Below are 24,046 nucleotides of genomic sequence, written 5' to 3' on the forward strand. Positions count from 1 at the left end.
GAGCGTGACGGGAGCAAATCGATGAGCGAGGCAAAAGGGCTGGCGGCTTCCGGCGGCGGCGGTGCGGCGCGCGCGCTGACGGGGAACGACGTCGAGACATGGCTGAAGCGGCACCTGATGGTCGACGCCGAGGCACCGCTGTCGCGCAATCAGCGGGGCATCTGGTCGCGGCAGATGCTGTATCCGGCGGACCCGCTCTACAACGTGGCCGTCGCCTGCACGGTTGGCGCCAGCTTCGATCGCGCGCTGTTCCGGCGCGCTTGTCAGCGGTTCGTGAATTGCCACCAACTGCTCAACGTGCGCATCGTCGCCGACGGGCGCGAGCTGGTGCAGCGCGTCGACTCCGCCCGCGAACTCGCGTGGCGCGAATTCGATCTCGGCGAGACGCTCGAGGCTTGCCGCGAGCGCGCGCGGCGCGACGCCGACGTTCCGTTCTCGCTCGACGACGGTCCGATCTATCGGATCCATCTGCACGTCGCGGCCTCGGGCGAAACCGTCGTGCTGCTGGCGGTGCATCACATCGTTTGCGACGGCGCTTCGGTCAGCCGCTGGCTCTCGACGATCTGGCAGGACTACCGCGCCATGAAGCGGCAGTGCGCGCCGTCGGCGGCGCCGGACGGCGCGAGCTTCGTCGATTTCGTGAAGCACGAGGCCGACTATCTCGATTCGGCGGCGGGGCGCAAGAGTCTCGCCTACTGGCGCATGCAATGCCCGAACGGCCTGCCGCCTCTCGACGCGGCGCTCGATCCCGCGCCCGCCGCCGCCGATGCCTCCGTGTTCGCGACCGAGCGGCTGTCGTTTGCGATCGATGGCGCGCTGGCCGGGCGCGTCCATGCGTTTCGCAAGACCGGCTCGTCGAGCCCGTCCACGTTGCTGATGGGCGCTTTCGCGCTCGCGCTGTCGGCCTGGCGCGGCAAGCGCTGCTTCACGCTCGGCTTGCCGACGCTCGGCCGCCCCGGCAGCGGTTTCGCGTCGAGCATCGGCAATTTCGCGAATCTCGTGCCGGTGATTTGCGACCTCGATCCGGCGCAGCCGTTCTCGCAATGGCTCGACGGCTGCCAGCGCTACGTCTATCGCGCGCTCGACCATTGGTATCCGTTCGCCGAACTGCTGCGTGCGCTGCCGCGCCATGCCGGTGCGCCGCCGTCGATCCAGGCCGTGTTCGCCTACCAGAAATTCGGCGATGCGATCGACATCGGCGCGCTGCCGGAGCGGCTCGCCGACACCATCGAGCTCGCATTCGCCGACGATGTCTTTCAGCGCGACGAGTATCCGGTGACGTGCGAGGCCGTCGAAGCCGGCGACGCCTGGACAGTGAACCTCAAGTACAAGAGCGCGGTGATCGGGGGCGATGCCGCGCGCGCGTTGCAACGGACGTTCGTCGCCGTGCTGGACGAGGCGCTCGCGGATCCGGACCGGCCGGTGGGCGCGCTGACGGCGCGCGGCGACGTCGGCGAGACAGGCGCGCCCGATGTCCCGCACGGCGACGCCACGCGCGAGCCCGCCGCCTGCGCGGGCGCGAGCCTTGGCGCGCGTTTCGCGGCGCGCAGCCGGCGCGACCCCGCGCGGCGCGCGCTGAGCTTCGCGGGCCGCCACATCGCCTACGGCGAACTCGACCGCGACAGTGACGCGCTCGCGCGGCATCTCGCGGCAAGCGGCGTGCAGCGCGGCGATCTGGTGCTGTTGTGCGTGGCGCCGTCGCCGGCGTTGATCACGGCGATCCTCGCGATTCTGAAGGCGGGCGCCGCCTACGTTCCGGTCGATCCGAGTGCGCCGCCGCAGCGCGTCGCGATCATCCGCGAGGACAGCGGCGCGCGCTTTGCCGTCACGACCTCGGATTGCGAGGCGCCGGTCGCCACCGTCGCGCGGCGCATCGTGCTCGATCGTGACGGCGCGGCGATTGCCGCGTCGGCTGCGCGCGAGCCGGCCCTCGCGCTACCCGAGGTCCGGCGCGACGATCTCGCCTACGTGATCTACACCTCGGGCACCACCGGCAAGCCGAAGGGCGTGATGATCGAGCACGGCAACGTGCTGCGCCTGTTCGACCGCACGGACCCCTGGTTCGGCTTCGGAGAGGACGACGTCTGGACGCTGTTCCATTCCGCGGCCTTCGATTTCTCGGTCTGGGAGATCTGGGGCGCGTTGCTGTATGGCGGCCGTCTCGTGATTCTCGACGCGGCGCAGCGCAAAGACACGGCGCGGCTGCTGGAAGTGCTGGCCGACGAGCAGGTGACGGTCTTCAACCAGACGCCGGCCGCGTTCTACGCGGTTGTGCGTGCGGCCGAGAGCAGCGTGCCGCGGCGTCCGCTGGCGCTGCGCTACGTGGTGTTCGGCGGCGAGAAGCTCGATTTCGCACAACTCGCGCCCTGGATCGCGCGCCATGGCGACAGCCGCCCCGCGCTCATCAACATGTATGGCATCACCGAGACCACGGTCCACGTCACCTACGCGCCGGTGACGGCCGCGGACGTGGCAGGCGCGAGCGCGTCGGTGATCGGCCGGCCGATTCCCGACCTCGACGTGCTGCTGCTCGACGAGCAGCGCGCGCCGGTGGCGGATGGCGACATCGGCGAAATGTACGTCGGCGGCGCAGGCGTCGCGCGCGGCTACCTGAACCGGCCGGAACTCACGCGCGAGCGCTTCGTCGAGATCGCGGGCGCACGCTGCTACAGGACAGGCGACTTGGCGCGGCGCAATGCACGCGGCGAACTCGAGTACGTCGGCCGCAACGATGCGCAGGTGAAGATTCGCGGCTACCGCATCGAGCTGGGCGAAATCGAGGCCGCCGTCAACCAGCATCCGGACGTCGGTCAGAGCGTGGTCGTCGCGCACGAGCATGCCAACGGCACCCGGCATCTCGTCGCCTACTACGTGGCGCGCAAACCGGGGGCTCACGACGACGCGCGCACGCGGGACTTGCGCGCCTTCGTCGCCGGAAAGCTGCCTGACTACATGGTGCCGGCTTTCTTCGTCGCGCTCGCGGAACTGCCGGTGACCGGCAACGGCAAGTTCGATCGGCGCGCATTGAGCCTGAGGCCGATCGTGCTCGCGTCAGCCGGGCACGACGCGGCCGACGCGAGCGAGACCGAGGCGCGGGTCCGCGAGCTCTGGCGGCAGGTGCTCGGCGTCGCGCCGGCGCATCTCGACCAGGGCTTCTTCGAGGCGGGCGGCGATTCGCTGTCCGTGGTGCTGCTCGCGCGCGCGATCGAGCAGGCGTTCGACTGCGCGTTCTCGCCCGCGAACCTGTTCCGCTTTGCGACGGTGCGCGAAATCGCGGGCCATCTGGTGGCGAGCCAGGGCGCGGGCCGCGCGGCGGCCGCCGCAAACGAGGCGGATGCGTCCCCCGTCGTGCCCGACTATTACGACGACAGCCTCGCGATCATCGGCATCTCGTGCGAATTTCCGGGCGCGACGGACCATCAAGCGTTTTGGGCCAATCTGCTGGCCGGCCGCGAGAGCGCGGAACGGCTTTCGCGCGCCGCGCTCGACGAGGCGGGCGTCGCGCCGGACCTCGCGAGCCATCCCGACTACGTGCCGGTGCGTTTCACGATTCCCGGCAAGACGAGCTTCGACGCCGATTTCTTCAAGCTGTCGGCGAAGCTGGCCGAATTCGCCGATCCGCAGTCGCGCCAGTTGCTGATGCATGCATGGAAAGCGCTCGAGGATGCCGGTTATGCGCCGGGGCGGCTCGATGCGACCGGCGTGTTCGTCTCGACCGGCAATAGCGGCTACCAGAGCCTGTTGGACAACGCCGCCGACATCGAGCACAACGACCGATATCTGGCCTACGTCATGTCGCAGGTCGGTTCGACGGCGGCGTTGATCTCCTATCACCTCGGCCTGACCGGGCCGAGCATGCATATCGGCACGAACTGCTCGTCGTCGCTGGTCGCGATCGACGCCGCGTTCAAGAGCCTGCGCGCGGGCGAATGCCGGCAGGCGATCGTCGGCGCGTCGACGCTGTTTCCGCACGCCAATGCCGGCTTCCTCTATCAGCCGGGCCTCAATTTCTCGAGCACCGGCCATTGTCGGACGTTCGACGCCGATGCCGACGGCATGATGGCGGGCGAGGGCGTTGCCGTGATCGTGCTGAAGAACGCGCGGCAGGCCGTGGAAGACGGCGACGCGATCCACGCGATCCTGCGCAGTGTCGCCGTCAACAACGACGGCTCGCAGAAGAGCGGCTTCTACGCGCCGAGCGTGCAGGGCCAGGGCCGCGTGATTCGCGCCGCGCTCGAACGCGCGGCCGGCGTCGAGGTCGCGTCGATCGCCTATGTCGAGGCGCACGGCACCGGCACGCGGCTCGGCGACCCCGTCGAGGTGATGGCGATCGACGAAGCGTACCGGCAGCGAACCGAGGCGCGGCAATTCTGCGCGATCGGCTCGGTGAAGCCGAACATCGGCCATCTCGACACGGCGGCGGGGCTCGCGGGCTGTATCAAGGTCGCACTGGCGCTGCAGCATCGCATGATTCCGCCGACCATCAACGTCGTCACGCCGAATCCGGCGATCGATTGGGCCGCGTCGTGCTTGCGCGTGCAGCGCGAGGCGTCGCCGTGGCCCGAGGGGGCGCATCCGCCGCGCGCGGCGCTCAGCTCGTTCGGCCTCGGGGGCACCAACGCTCATGCGATTCTCGAGGCCGGCCCCGAGCTCCCCGTCGCGCCGCGCGATGCCGATGCGCCGGCGGCCGAACCGCAACTGGTGCTGCTGTCGGCGGCCGTGCCGCGGCTGCTGCCGATCATGGCGCGCACGTTGTCGGCGTACCTCGCCGCGCATCCGAATCTGCCGTTCGGCGCGGTGGCGGCCACGCTGCAGCTCGGCCGCCAGCCGATGAGGCACCGGCTCGCGATCATCGCGGCCGACGCGCGCGAGGCGGGCGCGCTGCTCGAACGTTATGCCGATGCGGCTCAAGGCGCGACGGCGGCGCTGCCCGCCGCGATCGCGTGCTCGCGGCCCGGCGATGCGGCGCCGGAACCGGACGCCGCGAACGCGGCGGCGCCGGCGATTGCCGAAGGCCTCGCGCGTCGCGACTTGGCCGCGCTGGCCGCTCTGTGGGTCGAGGGCCACGACGTCGACTGGTCGCCGCTGCATGCCGGCGCGCCGGTGCGCCGCGTGCATCTGCCGACCTACCCGTTCGCGCGCCGGCACTATGCGGTGGCCGGTGTGCCGGCCGCACCGCGCACAGCCGCCGCGGCTCGGCCGGCGGCCGGCGCGCCGGCCGGTTTGCAGCTCGACGTGCAGCTTGGCGACAACGGCGCGCGGCAGGTCCATGTTCGGCTGCGGCGCGACGATTATTACCTCGACGAGCATCGCGTCGACGGCCGCCGCGTGCTGCCAGCCGTGATGACCTTCGAGCTGCTGCGCGCGGCCGCGATGACCGACGCCGCGGTGCCTGGCGCGGCCTGCCTGCGCATCGAGCGCGTCGTCTGGCTGCGGCCGGTGGTGTGCGACGACGAGACGCTGCCGCTTTGCGTCGAACTGGCCGCGCGCTCCCCCGGCCAGGACTGGCGTGCGCCCGTCCCGTTCGCGCTGACAGGCGTCGATGCCGCAACGGGCGAGCCGATCGTGTTCGCCGAGGGCGGGCTCGCGCTCGACACGCGCGCCGACGCCGACGATGAAGATGCCGCCAGGCGCGTCGCGCCGGCGATGCTGCGGCAGGCGCTCGCGGAGCAACGGATCGACGGGGCGGACTGGTATCGCTGGATCGCGGCAGGACGCGTTCGGTACGGGCCCGCCTACCTCGGCCTCGTCGAGGCCGGATGGAACGACGCCGGACTGACTGCCCGCGTGCGCTTACCCGAGTCGGGGTGCGGCTCGCTCGCCGCCTTCCCGTTGCACCCGGCGCTGCTCGATTGCGCGCTGCAGGCGAGCGTCGCGCTGGATCTGGTCCGGCGCCACGGCGGGAATCCCGCGAAGTGGCCGCGGGCGGCGCTGGCGGAACAGAAGCTGCCGTTCTTCGTCGAGCGTGTCGACGTGTTCGCGCCGCTCGAGGCGGACGTGTGGGTGCGGGTGCAAGATCACGAGACGGCCTCGATGGCGCGCGAAGCGCGGCACGACATCTTCATACATGGCGCGTCCGGCGCGCTGCTGGTCGCGATTCGCCATTTCGTCACGCGCGCGCTGCCGGGCGCGACGGCGCACGAGGCGACGGCCGATCACACTGATCATACTGATGCCGCCGATGCCGCGGCAGCCGCCGAGCTTCGCACGCTGACGATCGGCTGGACCCCGCTCGACGACGCGGACGAGGCCGGCGTCTCGACGACGCCCGTCGTGCTGTTCGGCATCGGCGAAACGCCGCCCGCGGCGCTTGCCGCGTGTTTCGCGGGCCGGCTCGCGCGTTACGTGCCGCTGCGCGCGGAGCCGGACGGCACGGCGCTGGCGGCCTTGCCCGCTGATGCCGCGCTGGTGTTCGCGCTGCCGGCGCTGGCCGCGCGCGTCGACGACGCGGCGCTGATCGACGCGCAGCGCGACGGCGTGATCGCGGCGTTTCGCTGGTTGCAGGCGCTGATCCGCCACGGCTTCGAACACGCCGACCTCGACTGCACTTTCATTGTCGAGCGCACGCAACGAGTGCGCGACGATGAGCCGATCGCACCGGCCCACGCCGGCGTGATCGGACTGGCGCAGAGCCTTGCCGGCGAATATCGGCACTGGCGCGTGCGCCTGCTCGATGTGAGCGCGTTCGCCGCGCTGCCCGCGCTGGCGCGCTGGCCGCGCGCGAGCCAGCAGGTGGTGTTCGCCTGGCGCGACGGCCGTTGGCATGCGCGCGGCCTCGTCGAGACGGCCGCGCCCGCGCCGCGCCCGACGCTGTATCGGCAGGGCGGCCACTACGTGGTGCTGGGCGGTGCGGGAGGCATCGGCCGCACCTGGACCGAAACCATGATTCGCCGTTATCGCGCCCGCGTGGTCTGGCTGGGGCGCAAGCCGCGCAATCGCGAGATCGAAGACGAGATCGCGCGCCTCGGCGCGTTCGGCCCCGCGCCGATCTACCTGCAGGCCGACGCGACCGATCTCGCCTCGCTGCGCCGCGCGCGGCACCGCCTCGCGGAGCTCGGCGTGGACGCGCTGCACGGCGTGGTCCATTCGGCGCTCGTGCTGGACGATCACGGCATCGCGAGCATGAGCGACGCGCAGTTCGCGCGCGCGCTCGACGCCAAGGTCGCGACTTCCGTGAATCTCGCGCGCGCGTTCGGCGGCTGCGACCTCGATTTCATGCTGTTCTTTTCCGGAACGATCTCGTTCGCGAACGCCGCGGGCCAGTCGAACTACGCGGCCGGCTGCAGCTTCCAGGATGCGTACGCGCTGGCAATGGCGGACGAGTGGCGGTGCGCGGTCAAGCTCGTCCACTGGGGGTACTGGGGGAGTGTCGGAGTCGTCGCGACGCCTGAATATCGTCGCCGCATGGCGGCGGCCGGCGTCGGCTCGGTCGAACCTGAACTCGCGATGCAACGGCTGGCTCAATTCATGCAGGACAATCACATGCGGCAAATGGCTGTCGAATCCCGTCCGCGCGCCTCCGGCGCCGCAGTCGCCACGACCCCGCCGGCGGCGGATGCGCCGCACGGCGGCGCCCCCGCGGCCGATTACCGGCAGCATCGGCTCCGGCATGGCGCGAGCCCGCTCGCACGGCGTGCGGACGCGCTGCGCGAGCATAACGGCCTGCGCGATCCGGCCGTCGAGCGCGCAGCGCTGCTGAAGGTGCGCGAGGCGCTCGGCGCGCTCGACGCGCTGCCGGTCGGGCGCGCGCCCGACGGCGCCTGGCTGCCCGCGTCGGGCAGCCGTCTCGCGGCGGCCTACGAGCGCTGGTACCAGGAAAGTTGCCGGCAGTTGCTGCGCTACGCGCTCATCGACGCATCGGGCGCCGTCGCGGCGCAGGCGCTCGACGATGCCGACGAGGCCTGGGCGCAGGTGCGCGACCGCTATCGCGCCCATCCGAGCGTGCGCGCCGGCATCGAGTTGATGGACACGTGCCTGCGCAGCCTGCCGGCGATCCTCGGCGGCGGGATCGCGGCGACCACGGTGATGTTTCCCGATTCGTCGATGCAACTGGTCGAGAACGTGCACCGCAATCATCCGATCGCCGACTACTTCAACGAGGGCGTCGCCGCGACGGTGACCGACTACGTGCGCCACCGCGTGGCGCGCGAGCCGGGCGCGCGGCTGCGAATCCTCGAGATCGGCGCGGGCACGGGCGGCACCAGCAGCAAGGTGCTGCCGGGCCTGTTGCCGTGGCGCGAGCATATCGACGAGTACCGCTACACGGATCTGTCGAAATCCTTCCTGTTCTATGCCGAGGACACCTACGCACCGGCCGCGCCGTTCCTCAAGACCGCGATCCTCGACATCGAGGCGCCGCCCGCGAATGGCCATCCGCATGCGGACAAGTTCGGCAGCTACGACATCGTGATCGCGGCCAACGTCCTGCATGCGACGCGCAACATCGGCCGCACGCTGCGCAACGCGCATGCGTTCATGCGCGACGGCGGGGTGCTGGTGCTGAACGAGATGAGCGAGAACTGCACCTTCTCGCACCTGACCTTCGGCTTGCTGGAGGGCTGGTGGCGCTACGACGACGAGCCGGCGCGCATCCCGGGTTGTCCGGGCCTGTTCCCGGCCGAATGGCAGCGCCAGCTCGAGCGCGTCGGTTTCGACGACGTGCATTTCCCGCTCGACAGTGCGCTGCCGCTCGGCCAGCAGGTGATCGTCGCACAATGCCGGCAGGCGGGCCGCCCGGCTCCGGAGCGCGATGACGCGGCCGGCGAGGCCGTGGCGCGCGACGGCGGCGCGCTCGAGCCGACGCTCGCCGCGCTGCTCGCCGACGTGCTGCGAATGGATGCGGACGGCATCGATCGGGCGCGCAGTTTCTCCGACATCGGGCTCGATTCGATCCTCGCGATCCAACTGACCAACCGGCTCAATGCGTACTTCGGGATTCGGCTCGGCACGATCGAGTTGTTCGACCACAACACGGTTGCGCGCCTCGCCGCTCATCTGGCGGGCCAGCATCGCGTGACGAACGAGGCGAGCGGCGCGACGCAGGCGGCGGCGCCGAGTGTGCCGGGTGCGCCGGCGGGGCCAGTGGCGCTCGCGGCACCGGCACCGGCTCGGCAAGCCGCGCCGGTGGCCGACGACGCACTGGAGCGCATGACGGCCATGGTGCGGGAGCAGGTCGCGAGCGCCGTGCGCGCCGGGGTGGACGAGATTGATCCGCATCGCAGCTTCGCGGACCAAGGCGTCGATTCGATCATCGGCGTGCAACTCGTGAACCGGCTCAACAAGCGGCTCGGCTTGCGCATCGCGACCACCGTGATCTTCGATCACAACACGGTCGGCCGACTCGCGGCCCATCTGTGCGAACGGCACGGCGCGGCGCTTGCGGCGCCGGCCGGGATGGAGCCGTCGCCGCGCGCCGGCCGCGCGGCGGCGCTCGATGTCGCACCCGCGTGCGCGATCGCGAGGGCGCCGGCCGCCGCGCCCGATCCGCTGCCGCGCGTGCCGCCGGCCGACGGCACGCGCACGATCCACGCGGTCACGATCGACGGCCCCGGCGAGATCGAGGACCTGTCGATCGCCAAGGTCGCGCCGCGCGAACTCGCGCACGACGAGGTGCGCGTCGCCGTGCGCGCGTTCTCGCTGAATTTCTCGGATCTGCTTTGCGCGCGAGGGCTTTACCCGAACATGCCGCCGTATCCGTTCGTGCCCGGCAACGAGGCGGCCGGCGTCGTGATCGAGGTGGGCGCGGGCGTCACCGCATTGCGGCCCGGCGACGAGGTCGTCTGCCTGTGCCAAGGCTGCCATGCCGAGCAGCTTGTCTGCTCGGCCGGCCAGGCATTCGGGAAGCCCGCGGGCTGGACCTTCGAGGAGGCCTGCGCGCTGCCGATCGTCGGCATCACGATGATCGATGCGTTCCGCAAGGCCGCGCCGGCGCGCGGCGAGCGGATCCTGATCCAGACCGCGACGGGCGGCACCGGGCTGATCGCGGTCCAGCTCGCCATGCACCACGGCATGCAGATCTACGCAACGGCGGGCAGCGAGGCGAAGCTGCGTCATCTGCGCGAGCTGGGCGTCGCGCACGCCATCAACTATCGCACGCACGATTTCGCGCAAGAACTGGCGCGGCTCGCGCCGGGCGGCGTCGATGTCGTGATCAACACGCTCGGCGGCAACGCGTTGCAGAAGGGGCTCGACTCGCTCGCGCCCGGCGGGCGCTACGTCGAGATCGCGATGACCTCGCTGCGCAGCGCGCGCAGCGTCGACCTCTCGTCGCTGTCGGACAACCAGACCTTCTACAGCGTCGATCTCGCGCGCATGGGCGCGCGCGCACCGCAGCGCATCGCGCAGCACTGGGACGAACTCGTCTCGCTGACGGCGCGCGGCATCATCCGTCCGACGATCTCCAAGGTGGTCGCGTTTCGCGACGTGCACGATGCCTATCGCCGCCTCGCCGACCGCGAAAACATCGGCAAGATCGTGGTTCGCGTGGGCGAGCCGGATGAGCCCGCGCCGCGCAGCCGCGCGCATGGGACGACCCGGCCGATGCGCGGCGATGCGTCGCGCGGCGCGGCCGAAGCGGGCGGGGCCGCGCGTGCCGGCGCGCGCGCGACGCATGACGACGACATCGCGATCATCGGCATGAGCGGGCGCTTTGCGCGTTCGCCGGACCTCGATGCGTTCTGGTCCCACCTCGCGTCGGGCACAAGCCTGATCGGGCCCGTGACGCGCTGGGATCTCGGCGGCGGCGAGGCGCGCTGTGAGACGGGCAGCTTTCTCGACGATCCGTCGTTGTTCGATCCGTTCTTCTTCAAGATCTCGGGCACCGAGGCGCGCTATATGGATCCGCAGCAGCGCGTGTTCCTGGAGGAGGCGTGGAAGGCGCTCGAGGACGCCGGGTATGCGGGCGAGCCGGGCGGCGAGCGGCGATGCGGCGTCTATGTCGGCTGCTCGGGCGGCGATTATCCGTTGCTGTTCCCCGGCCCCGGCGCGCCCGACAGCGACACGCGAGCGCGCCCGCCGATCCAGTCGTACTGGGGCAACGCGGTCTCCATCATCCCGGCTCGCATTTCCTATTTTCTTGATCTGCACGGCCCGGCCGTCGCGATCGACACGGCTTGCTCGAGCTCGCTCGTCGCCCTGCACATGGCATGCATGGCGCTGCGCAACGGCGAGATATCGATGGCGCTGTGCGGCGGAGTGTTCGTGCAGTGCACGGCCGGCTTCTATCAGCAGGCGCAGCGCGCCGGCATGCTGTCGACCACGGGCAATTGCTATGCGTTCGACGCGCGGGCCGACGGCTTCGTGCCCGGCGAGGGCGTCGGCGCGATCGTGCTGAAGCGCCTTGCCGACGCGATCGCGGACGGCGATCACATCGACGGCGTGATCGTCGCATCGGGCATCAACCAGGACGGCAGCACGAACGGCATCACCGCGCCGAGCGCGCGCTCGCAGGAGGAACTCGAGACCGGCGTCTACGACCGCTATGGAATCGACCCGCGCGGCCTGCAGATGGTCGAGGCGCACGGCACCGGCACGCCGCTCGGCGATCCGATCGAATTCACCGCGCTCGCCAATGCGTTCGGCCGCTATACGCAGGATCGCGCTTTCTGCGCGCTCGGCTCGGTGAAGACCAACATCGGACACACCACGACGGCCGCGGGCATCGCCGGCGTGCTGAAGATCCTGCTCGCGCTGCGCCATCGCCAACTGCCGCCGTCGTGCAACTTCGAATCCGGCAATCCGGCGATCGACCTGGACGCCAGCCCCTTCTACGTCAACACACGCCTGCGTCCGTGGAGCGTCGAGCCCGGCCGGCGCCGGATGGCGGCCGTGAGCTCGTTCGGCTTCAGCGGCACCAATGCGCATGCGGTGATCGCCGAGGCGCCGCCCGTCGCAGCCGAGGGCCGGCGGCTCGCGCGCGGCGAGCCCGAACTGCTCGTGCTGTCGGCGCAGACGCGCGAACAGCTCGACCGGCAACTGGCGCGGATGGCCGAGTTCTTGTCCGGCGAGGCCGCACGCGACCTGTCGCTCTCCGACATCGCCTTCACGCTGGCCGTCGGGCGGCGGCAGATGCGCTATCGCTGGGCCTGCGTCGCGAGCCGCGTCGAGGACTTCATCGCGCACTGCCGTGCCGGCGTGCCGGCGTCGCCGTCGTCTTCAGGGCCGGTGTTCCACGGCGACGCCAACGCGTCGTTGTCGCCGCGCGACGCCGACGAAGGCGCGCCAGCCGATCCCGCCGCGCAGGCTTGCCACTTCGTGGCGGGCGGCCGGCTCGATCCGGCGCGCTGGGCGGGCCGCGGTTGTTGCCGCGTGCGCCTGCCCGTCTATCCGTTCGCGTGCGAATCGTACTGGGTCGAGATGCCCGCGCCGGCGCGCAATCCCTGGCCGCCGCTCGAGGCGGGCGAGGCGGACGGTGTCACGCGGCGTTTCTCGCGTCGTCTCGACGGCAGCGAGCCGTTCCTGCGCGACCATCGCGTGCACGGCGAGCCCTGGCTGCCCGCCGTCGTCTATTGGGAAATGACGCGCTGGTCGGTCCGCCAGGCCGCGCCCGACGCGCCCGCGACGGACCAGGTCGTGCTGCGCGACGTGATCTGGCGGCAGCCGTTGTCGCTCGGCGCCGGTCCGCGCATCGTCGAGGTTCGCCTCGATCGCGATGGCGTCGCGGCGTCGCGCTTTCGCTTCGCGATCGAGAGCCGGCCCGACGGCGCGAACGGCGCCGCGGCGGCGCTCACACATTGCAGCGGCTTGGTCGAGATCGCGCGCACCGACGATGCCGGCGCTTCGTGCCTGCTCGATCCGGCTGCGTTCCGCCGTCAAGCCGAGGAACTCGATGTGGCCGATTGCTACCGCGCGTTTGCCGCGCTCGGCATCGAATTCGGCCCGAGCCATCGTGGCCTGAAGAAGCTCTACCGCTACCGTGGCCAGTTGCTCGCGCAGGTCGGCCGCACGGGCATGGCCGGGATCGACGACGGATACCTGCTGTCGCCGACCATCACGGATGCCGCCCTGCAGGCCAACATCGGCAACGTGCTCGGCGCCGAGCCCGACGCGCTGCCGGTGCCGCACGCGATGGACAGTCTGACGATCGTCGACGCGCCGCGCGATCCGAGCTGGGTCTGGGTACGCCCCGGCCTCGACGGCGAGCGCGGCGCGGCCGGCACGCGCCACGACATCGAGGTGTTCGACGACGGTGGCCGACTGCTGCTCGCGATGCGCGGCTGCCGCTCGGCGCCGGCGCGGCGCCGCCGCGGCGCGACGCCGGCGCACCCGCTCGTGCATGCGGCGGCCGACGGCCCCGAGCCGCGCTATCGCAGCGAATTCGACGGCACCGAGTTCTTTCTCGACGGCCACCGGATCGCCGGCATGAAGGTGCTGCCGGCCGCGTGCTACCTCGAAATGGCGCGCTACGTGAATGCGCGCGCGAGTGCGCCCGGCGGCGTGCTGCGCGAGCTCGTCTGGCTTGCGCCGTACCAGGTCCCTGACCTGCCGGACGGCGCGCGGCCCGCCCCCGTCACGACGTGGGTGGATGCGGGTGCCGAGCGGCGCTGCCGCGTCGCGAGCACGCGCGAGGGCGGCGAACAGGTCCTGCACTTCGTGGGGCGCTGGGAGCCGGCGCCGGATGCGGCGCTCGCCGCGGTCGACGTCGATGTCGACGCGATCGCGCGCCGCGCCACCGAGCGTCTCGACCATGACGCGCTGGCCGCGCTCGTCGAGGGAGCCTCGTCGTTCGGCGAGCCGTTCCGGGTGATGACGTGGCTGCGGCTCGGCGTCGACGAGGCGCTGGCCGCGTACCGGCTGCCGGCCGGGCGCAGCGAGCCGTTCCATTGGCATCCGGGGATCCTGAGCGCGGCGTTCGGCGCCGTCGAGATGTGGATCGCGGCGCGCGGCGAGACCGGCGTACATCGTCTGCCGTACGGTATCGACAGCGTGACCGATTACGCACGGCCCGCCGACGCCGGCTATATCCACGTGCGCCGCGTGTCGGGCACGGGCGCGAAGCTTGAACGCTACGACATCGATCTGCTCGATGCCGACGGGCGGATCGCGACGGCGTTGCGCGGCTATTCGGTGCGGCCCTGGCTGCCGGGCGAGCGCCCGGACGCGACAGGCGCCGTTGAGCGCGCCGCCGTCCCGGTGACGACAGGCACGTCACGCTGGTGCGACGCGCCGCTGTCGGCCGCCGCGCCGGCACGCGCCGGCGCGGACGTCGACAGGTTGTTCATTGCGCCGGATCACGACGCGGCGCTGCACGCCTGGCTGCGCGAACTCGATCCGGCGGCGCGGCTGTGCCGGCTGCCGTGCGAGGCCGGCGCGGGCGATGACGACGGTCCGGCGCGCGCCCGCCGCATCGAGGACGCGTACCGGCAGGCCTTCGAGGCGATTCGCGCGATTGCGGATGCGGCAGGTGCGCGCGACGCGCATCTGCTCATGCTGATTCCCGATGCGTCGCACGATGACGTGATGCCGAGCCTGCAGGCGCTCGCCGCGACGGCCGCGCTCGAATACGGCCGCGTGGCGGCGAAGACCGTGCGCTACGCTGCGGCGGGCATTGCCGATGCGTCGGCCGTCGCCTATCGCGAGCGCTTGCGGGGCGAACTGCTGCACGTCGACGCGCACGAGCCGGAGGTGCGCGTCGCGCTCGATGGCGGCCGCCAGGCGCGCCGCGTTGCGACGGCCGCGCTGCCGGATCGGGCGGCGGCCGGCGAGCGCGGCGGCGGCGCACTCGCCGTGCGTCCGCTCGAAGCGGGCGATGTGGTCTGGCTCGTCGGCGGGATGGGCGGCATCGGGCGACATGTGGCGCACGATCTGGCGCGGCGCGGGCTGCGCGTCACGATCAGCGGGCGCCGTATCGATCCGGCGGGATGGGCGGCGTTCACGGCGACGGCCGGCGCGGCGCGCGCGCGGCTCGACACGCTCGCGGTCGACGTCGCGAACCCGCGTGACGTGGAGCGCGCCGTGGCCGCGATCATGGCGAAGCACGGCCGCCTCGACGCCGTGATCCATGCCGCCGGCGTGATCGACGACGCCTACCTGCGGCACAGCAGCGCGGCCGACGCGGGGGCCGTGTTTGCCTCGAAGCTGCACGGCGGCGCGAATCTCGACCATGCGACGCGCGACCTGGACCTGAAGTGCTTCGTGCTGTTCTCGTCGCTGTCGGCGCTGGGCAGCCCGGGGCAGGCCGCCTACGCGGTCGCCAACGCCTACCTCGGCCGGCTGGCCGTGCGCCGCAATCGCGAAGCGCTCGCGGGGACGCGGCGCGGCCGCAGTTTCGCGATCGGCTGGCCGCTCTGGCTCGACGGCGGCATGGCGATGGCGCCGGCCCGGCGCGCAATGATGCGCGAGCGAACCGGACTCGACGCGCTGACGACGGCACAGGGTCTCGCGGTGCTCGATGCCGTGCTGAACGCGTGCCCGGTCGCGACGCCGGAGGACAGCGTGCTGCTGGTCGCGCCGGGCGTCGATCGCAACCGCATCGTGCGCGCGCTCGACGCTCGCTTCGCCTTGGCCGCGGCCGACGCCGGGACTGCCGCAGGGCGAGCGGCGCGGGAACCCGCCGACGTCGATTTCGCGGCCCGCGGAGCTTGCGCCGGTTCCACCCGCGATTCGGCGCCGGAGCCGACGCAGCTTCGTGCGGCCGTGCTCGACGCGCTGAGGGCGACCGTCGCCGCGCAACAAGCCATCGACGCCGCCAAGATCGACGACGGCGCGCTGTTCCTCGATCTCGGCTACGACTCGATCAGCCTGATCGGCCTCGCACAGGATCTCGGCGCGCGGATCGGCTTGACTCTGCAGCCGACGTTGTTCTTCGAATATCCGGTGCTCGGCGCGGTCGCCGACCATCTCGTCGAGACGCAGTTCGACCGGTTGGCCGCGCATCTCGGCGGCCGGCCGGCGCAAGCCGAAGTCGCGGCGGATGTCTCGCCGGCGAGCGATTCGGTGCGGGCGGCGAAGCCCGACGCCGACCCGCAGCCGCCGTTACTCGACGCGCTGCTGGCGATCGTCGCCGAGCGTTGCGGCAACAGCGCGCGGGCCGTCGCGGCCGACAGCAGCGTTCAACGGCTCGGCCTCGCCTCGCTCGACATCATCGCGCTCGCCGCGATGCTGAGCGATGCGCTGTCGATCAATGTGCGGCCGACGCTGTTCTACGAATGCGCAGATCTTCGCGCGCTGGCCGAGCAACTCGCGCACGCCCGTCCGGACCTGCCGCCCGAAACGCTGGCCGCGCTCATCGCTCGCCCGGCACGCCCGGCGCAGGCCGCCGGAGCGGCGGCATCCGTCGAACCCGGGCCGCGGACCGGCGCGGCCACGCCACGGGAGCACATCGCCGTGATCGGCATGAGCTGCCGCTTCCCCGGCTCGAATACGCCCGGCGAATTCTGGCGCAACCTGGTCGACAATCGCGACTTGATCGGTCATGTGGCGGGGCTGCGCGCCACGTCGTCGAGCGGGGCGGCCGCACCGCTCGAAGGGGGCTTCGTCGACGATATCGAGCGCTTCGATCCGCAATTTTTCGGCTTGACGCCGATGGAGGCGGAGTTCATGGACCCGCAGTTCCGTCAGTTCCTGCAATGCGCATGGCGCGCCGTCGAGGATGCAGGCTATCGGATCGGCGATCTGGCGAAGCGGCGCGTCGGCGTGTTCGTCGGCGTGACGACGAGCGACTACCGCGATCTGTGGCTGAGCCGGATCGGCGCCGAATCGGCGGGCCATCTCGGCCTTGCGCACTTCATGATCGCGAACCGCGTGTCCTACCAATTGGACTTGCGCGGCCCGAGCGAGGTGATCGACACCGCGTGCTCGAGCTCGCTCGTCGCGATCCACCGCGCCTGCGAGAGCCTTGCCGGCGGCAATTGCGAGATCGCGATCGTCGGCGGCGTCAACGTGATCGCGAACCCGGCCGTTACCGAGGCGGCGGCGGCGGCCGGCATGCTGAGCCCGGACGGGCGCTGCAAGACGTTCGATCGCAGCGCCGACGGCTTTGGCCGCGGCGAGGGCGTCGGCGTCGTCGTGCTCAGGCGCGCGGCCGAGGCGATCGCCGCCGGCGATCATCTCGACGCCGTGATCGTCGCGAGCGGCGAGAACCACGGCGGGCGCGCGAGCTCGCCGTCGGCGCCCAACCCCGACGCGCAGCGCGAACTGATCGTCGATACCTACCGGCGCGGGGGCATCGATCCCGCCAGCGTCGGCTACATCGAGGCGCACGGCACAGGCACGGCGCTCGGCGACCCGATCGAGATCAAGGCGCTGGTGCGCGCGTTCGCCGAATTGGCCGAGGGCCGGCCCTGCGCGGCGCCACATTGCGCGATCGGCTCGGTCAAGGCGAACATCGGTCATCTCGAGGCCGCCGCCGGCATTTCCGCGTTCATCAAGACCGTGCTGATGCTCCGGCACGGCCGGATTCCCGGCAATCCGCACCTGAAGCAGCCGAATCCGTATCTCGAGCTCGCCGGCAGCCCGTTCGAGCTGGTTCGCGAGACGCGCGACTGGCCCGCGTCGCGCCGGCGCGCCGGCGTCAGCAGCTTCGGGCTGGGCGGCTCGAACGCGCACATCGTGCTCGACGCGGCCGACGCCTACCTGCCGGCGGCCGCGCGCGGTGCCTCACGGTCTGCGCCGGGCCCGGTTGCGATCGGGCTGTCCGCGCGGCGGCCGGCGGAACTCGATGCGATCGTTCACGCGCTGCACGGCTGGCTGTCGTCGACGACGGCCGCCGTGCCGTCGCTGCAGGATCTCGCGTTCACGCTCGATCGCGGCCGCGACGCACATCCGTGCCGGCTCGCGTTCGTCGCAGCCGATCTCGACGAAGTGCGGCGCAAGCTGGCGCGCGCCGGCGCGGGCGGCGACGCGGCGGCGCTGGCCGCGCACGGCATCGCCGTCGGCCATGCCGGCGCCGCGCGTCACGAGGCCGAACTTGCCGCTGCCTATCGCAGCCTTGGCGGCTTCGCAGCCGAGGTGCCGCGCGAGCTGGATGCGTGGGCGCACGGCGAGATCGACACCTGGCGCGGCGCGCTCGCCGCGCAGGGCCGGCGGATCAGCCTGCCGACCTATCCGTTTGCCGGCAAGCCCTACTGGCTGCCCGACGCGCAGCCGACGGCGGCCGAGGGGGCCGCCCGTGTCGACGCCGTTGCCGCGCCGGCCACGCTGCATCCGCTGCTGCACCGCGAACTGCCGGCCGAGGCGGGTGCGCGGCGTTTTGCCGCCACCTTCAGCGGCGACGAGTTTTTCCTGGCCGATCACCGCGTGCGGGGGCAGCGACTGCTGCCCGGCGTCGCGAGTCTCGAAATGGCGCTGGCGGCGGCCTGCTTCGCTGCCGGCGAGACCGGCGAGCACGGTGAAAGCGGTGCCGTGCTGCGCAACGTCGTCTGGTCGCGGCCGCTCGTTTGGGACGCGGCGCGTCCGGGCGTGGTGATGAACCTGTCGGCCGGGAGCGCCGCGCGCGCGTGGCGCTTCAGCTTCGGCACCGGCACCGGCACCGGCGACGACGCCTGCGGCGAGGGCGAGATCGCGCTGACCGGGCCGCTGCCCGCGCGCGCGCTCGACCTCGAGCGGATGCGCGGCGAGCGGGACGGCACGCGCATGCCGGCCGAGGCCTGCTACCGGCGCTATCGCGAGGTCGGCATCGAGTATGGGCCCGGCCATCGCGGGCTCGAAAGGCTTTATCTCGGTCGCGACGACGTGCTGGCCGAACTGGTGCTGCCGGCCGGGCTCGCGGACGGCGCCGGCGCGTTCCGGCTGCATCCCGGGCTGCTCGACGCCGCCTGGCAGGCCGTGATCGGTCTCGCGATCGATCGCGGCCCGCGCGAGGCGAGCCTGCCGTTCGCGCTCGACGAAATGCGAATCGTGCGGCCGCCGCGTGCGTCGCGGCTGTGGGCGTGGATTCGTCCGGGCCGCGACGGCGAAGCGAGCGTCGACATGGATATCGCGTTGCCCGACGGGCGCATCGCGATCGAGCTGCGCGGGCTTCACACGCGCAAGCAACCCGCACCGGCGCCGCGCGAACTCGCGGCCGCGTGCGCGGACGGCCTGCTGCCCGTCGGCGAGGTCACGCTGAGCCCGGTCTGGGAGCCGCTGCCCGTGACGGCGCACGATGCGGCATGGCCGGCCGGACCCGGCGAGCTGTGGGTGTTCGGCGGTGACGACGCGGTGCGCGCCGCGCTGGGCGGCACGCGCGCCGTCGTCTGCTTCGACGGCCTCGACGGCCCGGAAGACGCATTGCACCGCGTCTTGCGCTCGCGTAAGGGGACGGCGGCCGCGCCGCATCTGCTCTGGATCAGCGCCGGCGGCGACGATCCGGGCCTCGATCCCGACGCGCTGGTCGCGCGCCAATCGCGCGGCATCCTGCCGCTGTTCCGGCTGCTCGGCACGCTGATCAACGCCGGATTCGACAGCGCGCCGCTCGCGCTGACGGTGGTCACGCGCAACCTGCACGCGCTTGGCGGCGGTCACACCGACGTGTCCGATGCCGGCATCGTCGGTCTCGCGGGCGCGGTGGCGCACGAGTATCCGCACTGGACGGTGCGGCACTGGGACATCGATGCGCCGGCCGGCGACGATGGCCGTTTCTTCGGCGGGCTGGACGCGCATCTGGCGGCGACGGCGGATGCCGACGGCGACGTGCGCGTGCATCGCGACGGCCGCTGGTATCGCCAGCGTCTCGCGCGCGTCGTCGATGAGGGCAGCGCCGAGCCGGCGTATCGCGAAGGCGGCGTCTATCTGGTGATCGGCGGTGCGGGCGGGCTGGGCCGCACCTGGTCGCGCCGCATGATCGAGCGTTTCGGCGCGCAGATCGTCTGGCTCGGCCGGCGCGCGCCGAACGACGAGATCCGCGCGCATCTCGGCGCGCTCTCGGCGCTCGGGCGCGGCGGCGTCACCTATTTGCAGGTGGACGCGGCCGACCCCGTTGCGCTGAAGCGCGCTCACGCCGAGATCGTCGAGCGTTTCGGCGGGCTGCACGGCATCGTGCACGCGCCGATCGTGCTGGCCGATCGCTCGCTCGCGCAGATGGACGAGGCGCAATTCCGCCTCGGCTATGACGCCAAGCTGAAGACGTGCGTGAATCTGTACCCGCTGTTCGCGCGCGAACCGCTCGACTTCGTGCTGTTCTTCTCGTCGCTGAACGCGTTCTCGCGCTCGGCCGGACAGAGCAACTACGTGGCCGGCTGCACCTTTGCCGATGGCTACGCGCGCAAGCTGGGCACGCTGCTGGACTGCGACGTCAAGGTGATCAACTGGGGCTACTGGGGCGACGTCGGCATCGTGGCCGGCGGGCGTCACCGCGAGCGCGCGCTGGCCTCGGGTCTCGATTCGATCGGCGCCGAGGACGGTCTGCGCGCGGTGGACGCACTGCTCGCGCGGCCCGGCGTGCAGGTCGCTTACGTGAAGACGGCCCGGCCGATCGCTGCGCGCCATTACGATCCGGCCACGGTGATTCGCCGCTATCCGCGCACGATTCCGGCCGTCGCGGCCGGGCGGCTCGCGCCGCGCGCGACGCCTGCGGCCGATCTCGATGCGCTGAGCCGCGAGACGCTGACGTTCCGGCGCCGCGCCGGCGCGCTCGTCGAGCGGCTGATGCTGGCGACGCTGCAGCAGGCCTCGCTCGCTCCCACGAGCGGCGCAAGCGTCCCGGCAAGCCGTTTCGACGCGCAACTGCGCGCCTGCGCGCCGCCGCATGCCGAGGTCTATGCGAAGTGGCTCGCGCAGAGCCATCGGCTGCTCGTCGCGGCCGGTCATCTGGCCGCCGACGGCGACAGGCTGTCGTGCCGCGCGCCGGAGGACTCGCTCGACGCGCTATGGCAGGACTGGCGCCGGCTCGCCGACGAGCATGAGCGCAGCCCCGGCTGTGTCGCGCAGCTTGAACTGCTCGAATCGTGCCTGCGCGCGCTGGGCGAGATCCTGCGCGGCCGCGTCGCCGCGACCGATGTGATGTTTCCGGACGGCGGCATGTCGCGCGTCGAACGCATCTACCGGAACAACCCGGTGTCCGACCATTTCAACGCGGTGCAGAGCGAGGTGATTGCCGCCTACGTCGAGGCGCGGGTGAGGATGCAGCCGGATGTGCAACTGCGCCTGCTCGAGATCGGCGCGGGCACGGGCGGCTCGACGGACGGCCTGCTGCGCCGGCTCGAACCGTGGCGCGCGAATATCGCCGAGTACGGCTACACGGATGTCTCGAAGGCCTTCCTGATTCATGGCGAGACGCGCTATGGCGAGCGTCATCCGTACCTGAGGACGCGGCGCTTCGACATCGAGCAGGCGCCGGCGGCACAGGGCATCGGCGAGGATCGCTACGACGTGGTGCTCGCGACCAATGTGCTGCACGCGACTGCGTCGATGCGCGACACCCTGCGCCATCTGAAGGCGACGCTGCACCGCTTCGGCATCGCGGTCGTCAACGAGGTCAGCGAGGTGAACGTCCTCGGCCATGTCACGTTCGGTCTGCTGCCGGGCTGGTGGCTCAGCGCCGATCCCGAGCTGCGGATTTCCGGCGGCCCCGCGCTGTCGCCCGATACTTGGGCCTCGCTCGGCGCGGCCGAGGGGCTGCGCGCACTGGCGTTCCCCGCGCGCGAACAGCATGCGCTGGGGCAGCAGGTCATCGTGTTTGAGAGCGACGGCGTGGTGCGCGTGACGCAGCCGGCAGCCGCGTCACGCGATGCGGCTGCGTCTGAAACGCAGCCGGCGCTCGCCGCGTTTGGCGAACCGGCGCCGCGCGCGCACGCTCCGGACGACGCGGCGTCGCCGCCGTCGGACGGCGCGCTGTTCGACGCCGCGCTTGCGTTCGTGCAGCGGCTCGTCGCAGACACGCTGAAGCTCGACGCCGACGAACTGACGCCCGACGAGCATTTCCAGGCGCTCGGACTCGACTCGATCCTTGTCGTGCAATTGACGAAGCAGTTGCGCGGCTATTTCGACGACGTCACGAGCCCGCTGCTGTTCCGGGTCTCGACGGTCCGCGCGCTGACCGAGCATCTGCTGCGCACCGAACGGGACAAGCTGCTCGGACACGTGCGGGGCGCCGCGCCACCCGCTCGGGTTCCGGCTCACGCCGCGGGTTCGGCCGCCGGCCCCGCGGCCGAACCCGGCGAGCGCCGCGCCGCCGTCCCGGCGGACGCGGACGACGGCATCGCGGACACCGACGTCGCGATCATCGGCATGAGCGGCCGGTTTCCGCGCGCGCCCGACCTCGCGGCATTCTGGCGCAATCTGCGCGACGGCGTGAACTGCATCGGCGAAGTCCCGCCGTCGCGCTGGCGCTGGCAGGACTACTACGATCCCGAGCCGGGCAAGGCGGGGAAAATCTATACGCGCTGGGGTGGTTTCCTCGACGGCATCGACCGTTTCGATTCGCTGTTTTTCCGGATTTCGCCGAAGGACGCGGAAAAGATGGATCCGCAGGAACGCCTGTTCCTCGAGGAGGCGTACCGCGCGATCGAGGATGCCGGCTACACGCCGCACGGCCTCAGCGAGGCGGGCAGCGTCGGCGTGTTCGTCGGCGCGATGAACGGCGCCTACAACGCGCAGCCGAACTTCTGGTCGATCGCCAACCGGGTTTCGTACTGCTTCGATCTGTCCGGGCCGAGCATGGCGATCGATACCGCCTGCTCGTCGTCGCTGACGGCGCTGCACACGGCGCTCGAAAGCCTGCAATGTGGTTCGTGCGACGTTGCGATCGTCGGCGGGGTCAGCCTGATCGTCGATCCGGTCCAGTACCAGGGGCTGTGCGCGATGACGATGCTCTCGCGCGGCGATCGCTGCAAGGCGTTCGGCGCCGGCGCGGACGGCTTCGTCGACGGCGAAGGCGTCGGCGCGTTCGTGATCAAGCCGCTGCGCAAGGCGCTCGCCGACGGCGACGCGATCCACGGCGTGTTGAAGGGCAGCGCGATCAACGCGGGGGGCAAGACGCTCGGCTACACCGTGCCGAGTCCGGTCCGGCAATCGGACACTTTGCGCCGCGCGCTGGAACGTGCCGGCGTGACGCCAGCCGAGATCGGCTACATCGAGGCGCACGGCACCGGCACGGCGCTCGGCGATCCGATCGAGATCGCGGCGCTTACCGACGTGTTCGGCGGCGAGCAGGGCGGCGCGGGCGCATCGTGCGCGATCGGTTCGGTGAAGTCGAACATCGGCCACCTGGAGAGCGCGGCCGGCTTCGCCGGCGTCGCAAAGGTGCTGTTGCAGTTGCGACATCGCCAACTGGTCCCGTCGCTGCATGCGGCCGAGGGCAATCCGGAGATCGATTTCGGCCGCACACCGTTGCGTGTGCAGCAGCAGCTCGCCGACTGGGCGCCGCGCGTGTCGCGCAGCGGCCGGCCGGTGCGCATCGCGGGCGTGTCGTCGTTCGGCGCCGGCGGCGCGAATGCGCACGTGATCGTGACCGAGGCACCCACGCGCCGCGACGTCCCGGCGCCGCTCGCGAAGGGGCCCGCGATCCTCGTGCTGTCGGCTCGCAGCGCCGATCGCCTGCATCGGAAGGTGGCCGATCTCGTGCATCACCTCGAGACGGACGGCGCCGGCGTGTCGCTCACCGATCTGGCGTTCACGCTGCAAACCGGGCGTGAGCCGATGTCGTGGCGTGCCGCCTGGGTCGCCGACAGCGTCGAGGCGGCGCTCGACCAGTTGCGCGCCTGGCTCGCGCGCGAGGATGCGGCCGGCGCCGACACCAGTGCGCGCGGCTTGCGCGGCGCGGCGCAGGCCGACGTCGATGCGCGGCGCCTCCTCGAGCGGGACGATCCGGCCGCGCTCGCGCGCGCCTGGCGCGACGGCGCGCAGGTCGATTGGGCGCGTCTGTACGACGGCGCGGCCGCGCGGCCGCGCCGGGTCCATCTTCCGACCTATCCGTTCGCTGGAGCCTCGTACTGGCGCGTCCCGGCGGAGCCCGACACGGGACGTTTCGCGGGCGACGGCGGCGGCGCGGACGGCGCGGACGGCGGGCAGGCCCAGGCCTTCGACGAGGATCTCTACGCGTCGGTCATCGACGCGCTGATCGACCGGACCCTGGACTCGCGAACGGCATGGCAGACCGTCCGATCCGGGCGCTGAACACGGCCGCGCGGCG

General features: G+C 71.7%; 1 protein-coding gene. It reads left to right on the forward strand.

Annotated elements, in window-relative coordinates; genetic code table 11:
- Positions 1–21 precede the first annotated feature (21 nt).
- Positions 22–24,030 (forward strand): non-ribosomal peptide synthetase, encoded by a 24,009-nt coding sequence (locus tag WS92_RS05445; RefSeq protein WP_059931974.1) that lies wholly within the window; start codon positions 22–24, stop codon positions 24,028–24,030.
- Positions 24,031–24,046 lie beyond the last annotated feature (16 nt).

It is taken from the genome of Burkholderia sp. MSMB1588 (assembly GCF_001546925.1).
GTDB lineage: Bacteria > Pseudomonadota > Gammaproteobacteria > Burkholderiales > Burkholderiaceae > Burkholderia > Burkholderia humptydooensis.

Bases quoted from the DNA above. Each gene is read 5' to 3' on its own strand.
- WS92_RS05445 (WP_059931974.1), top strand. From the start codon at position 22: ATGAGCGAGGCAAAAGGGCTGGCGGCTTCCGGCGGCGGCGGTGCGGCG.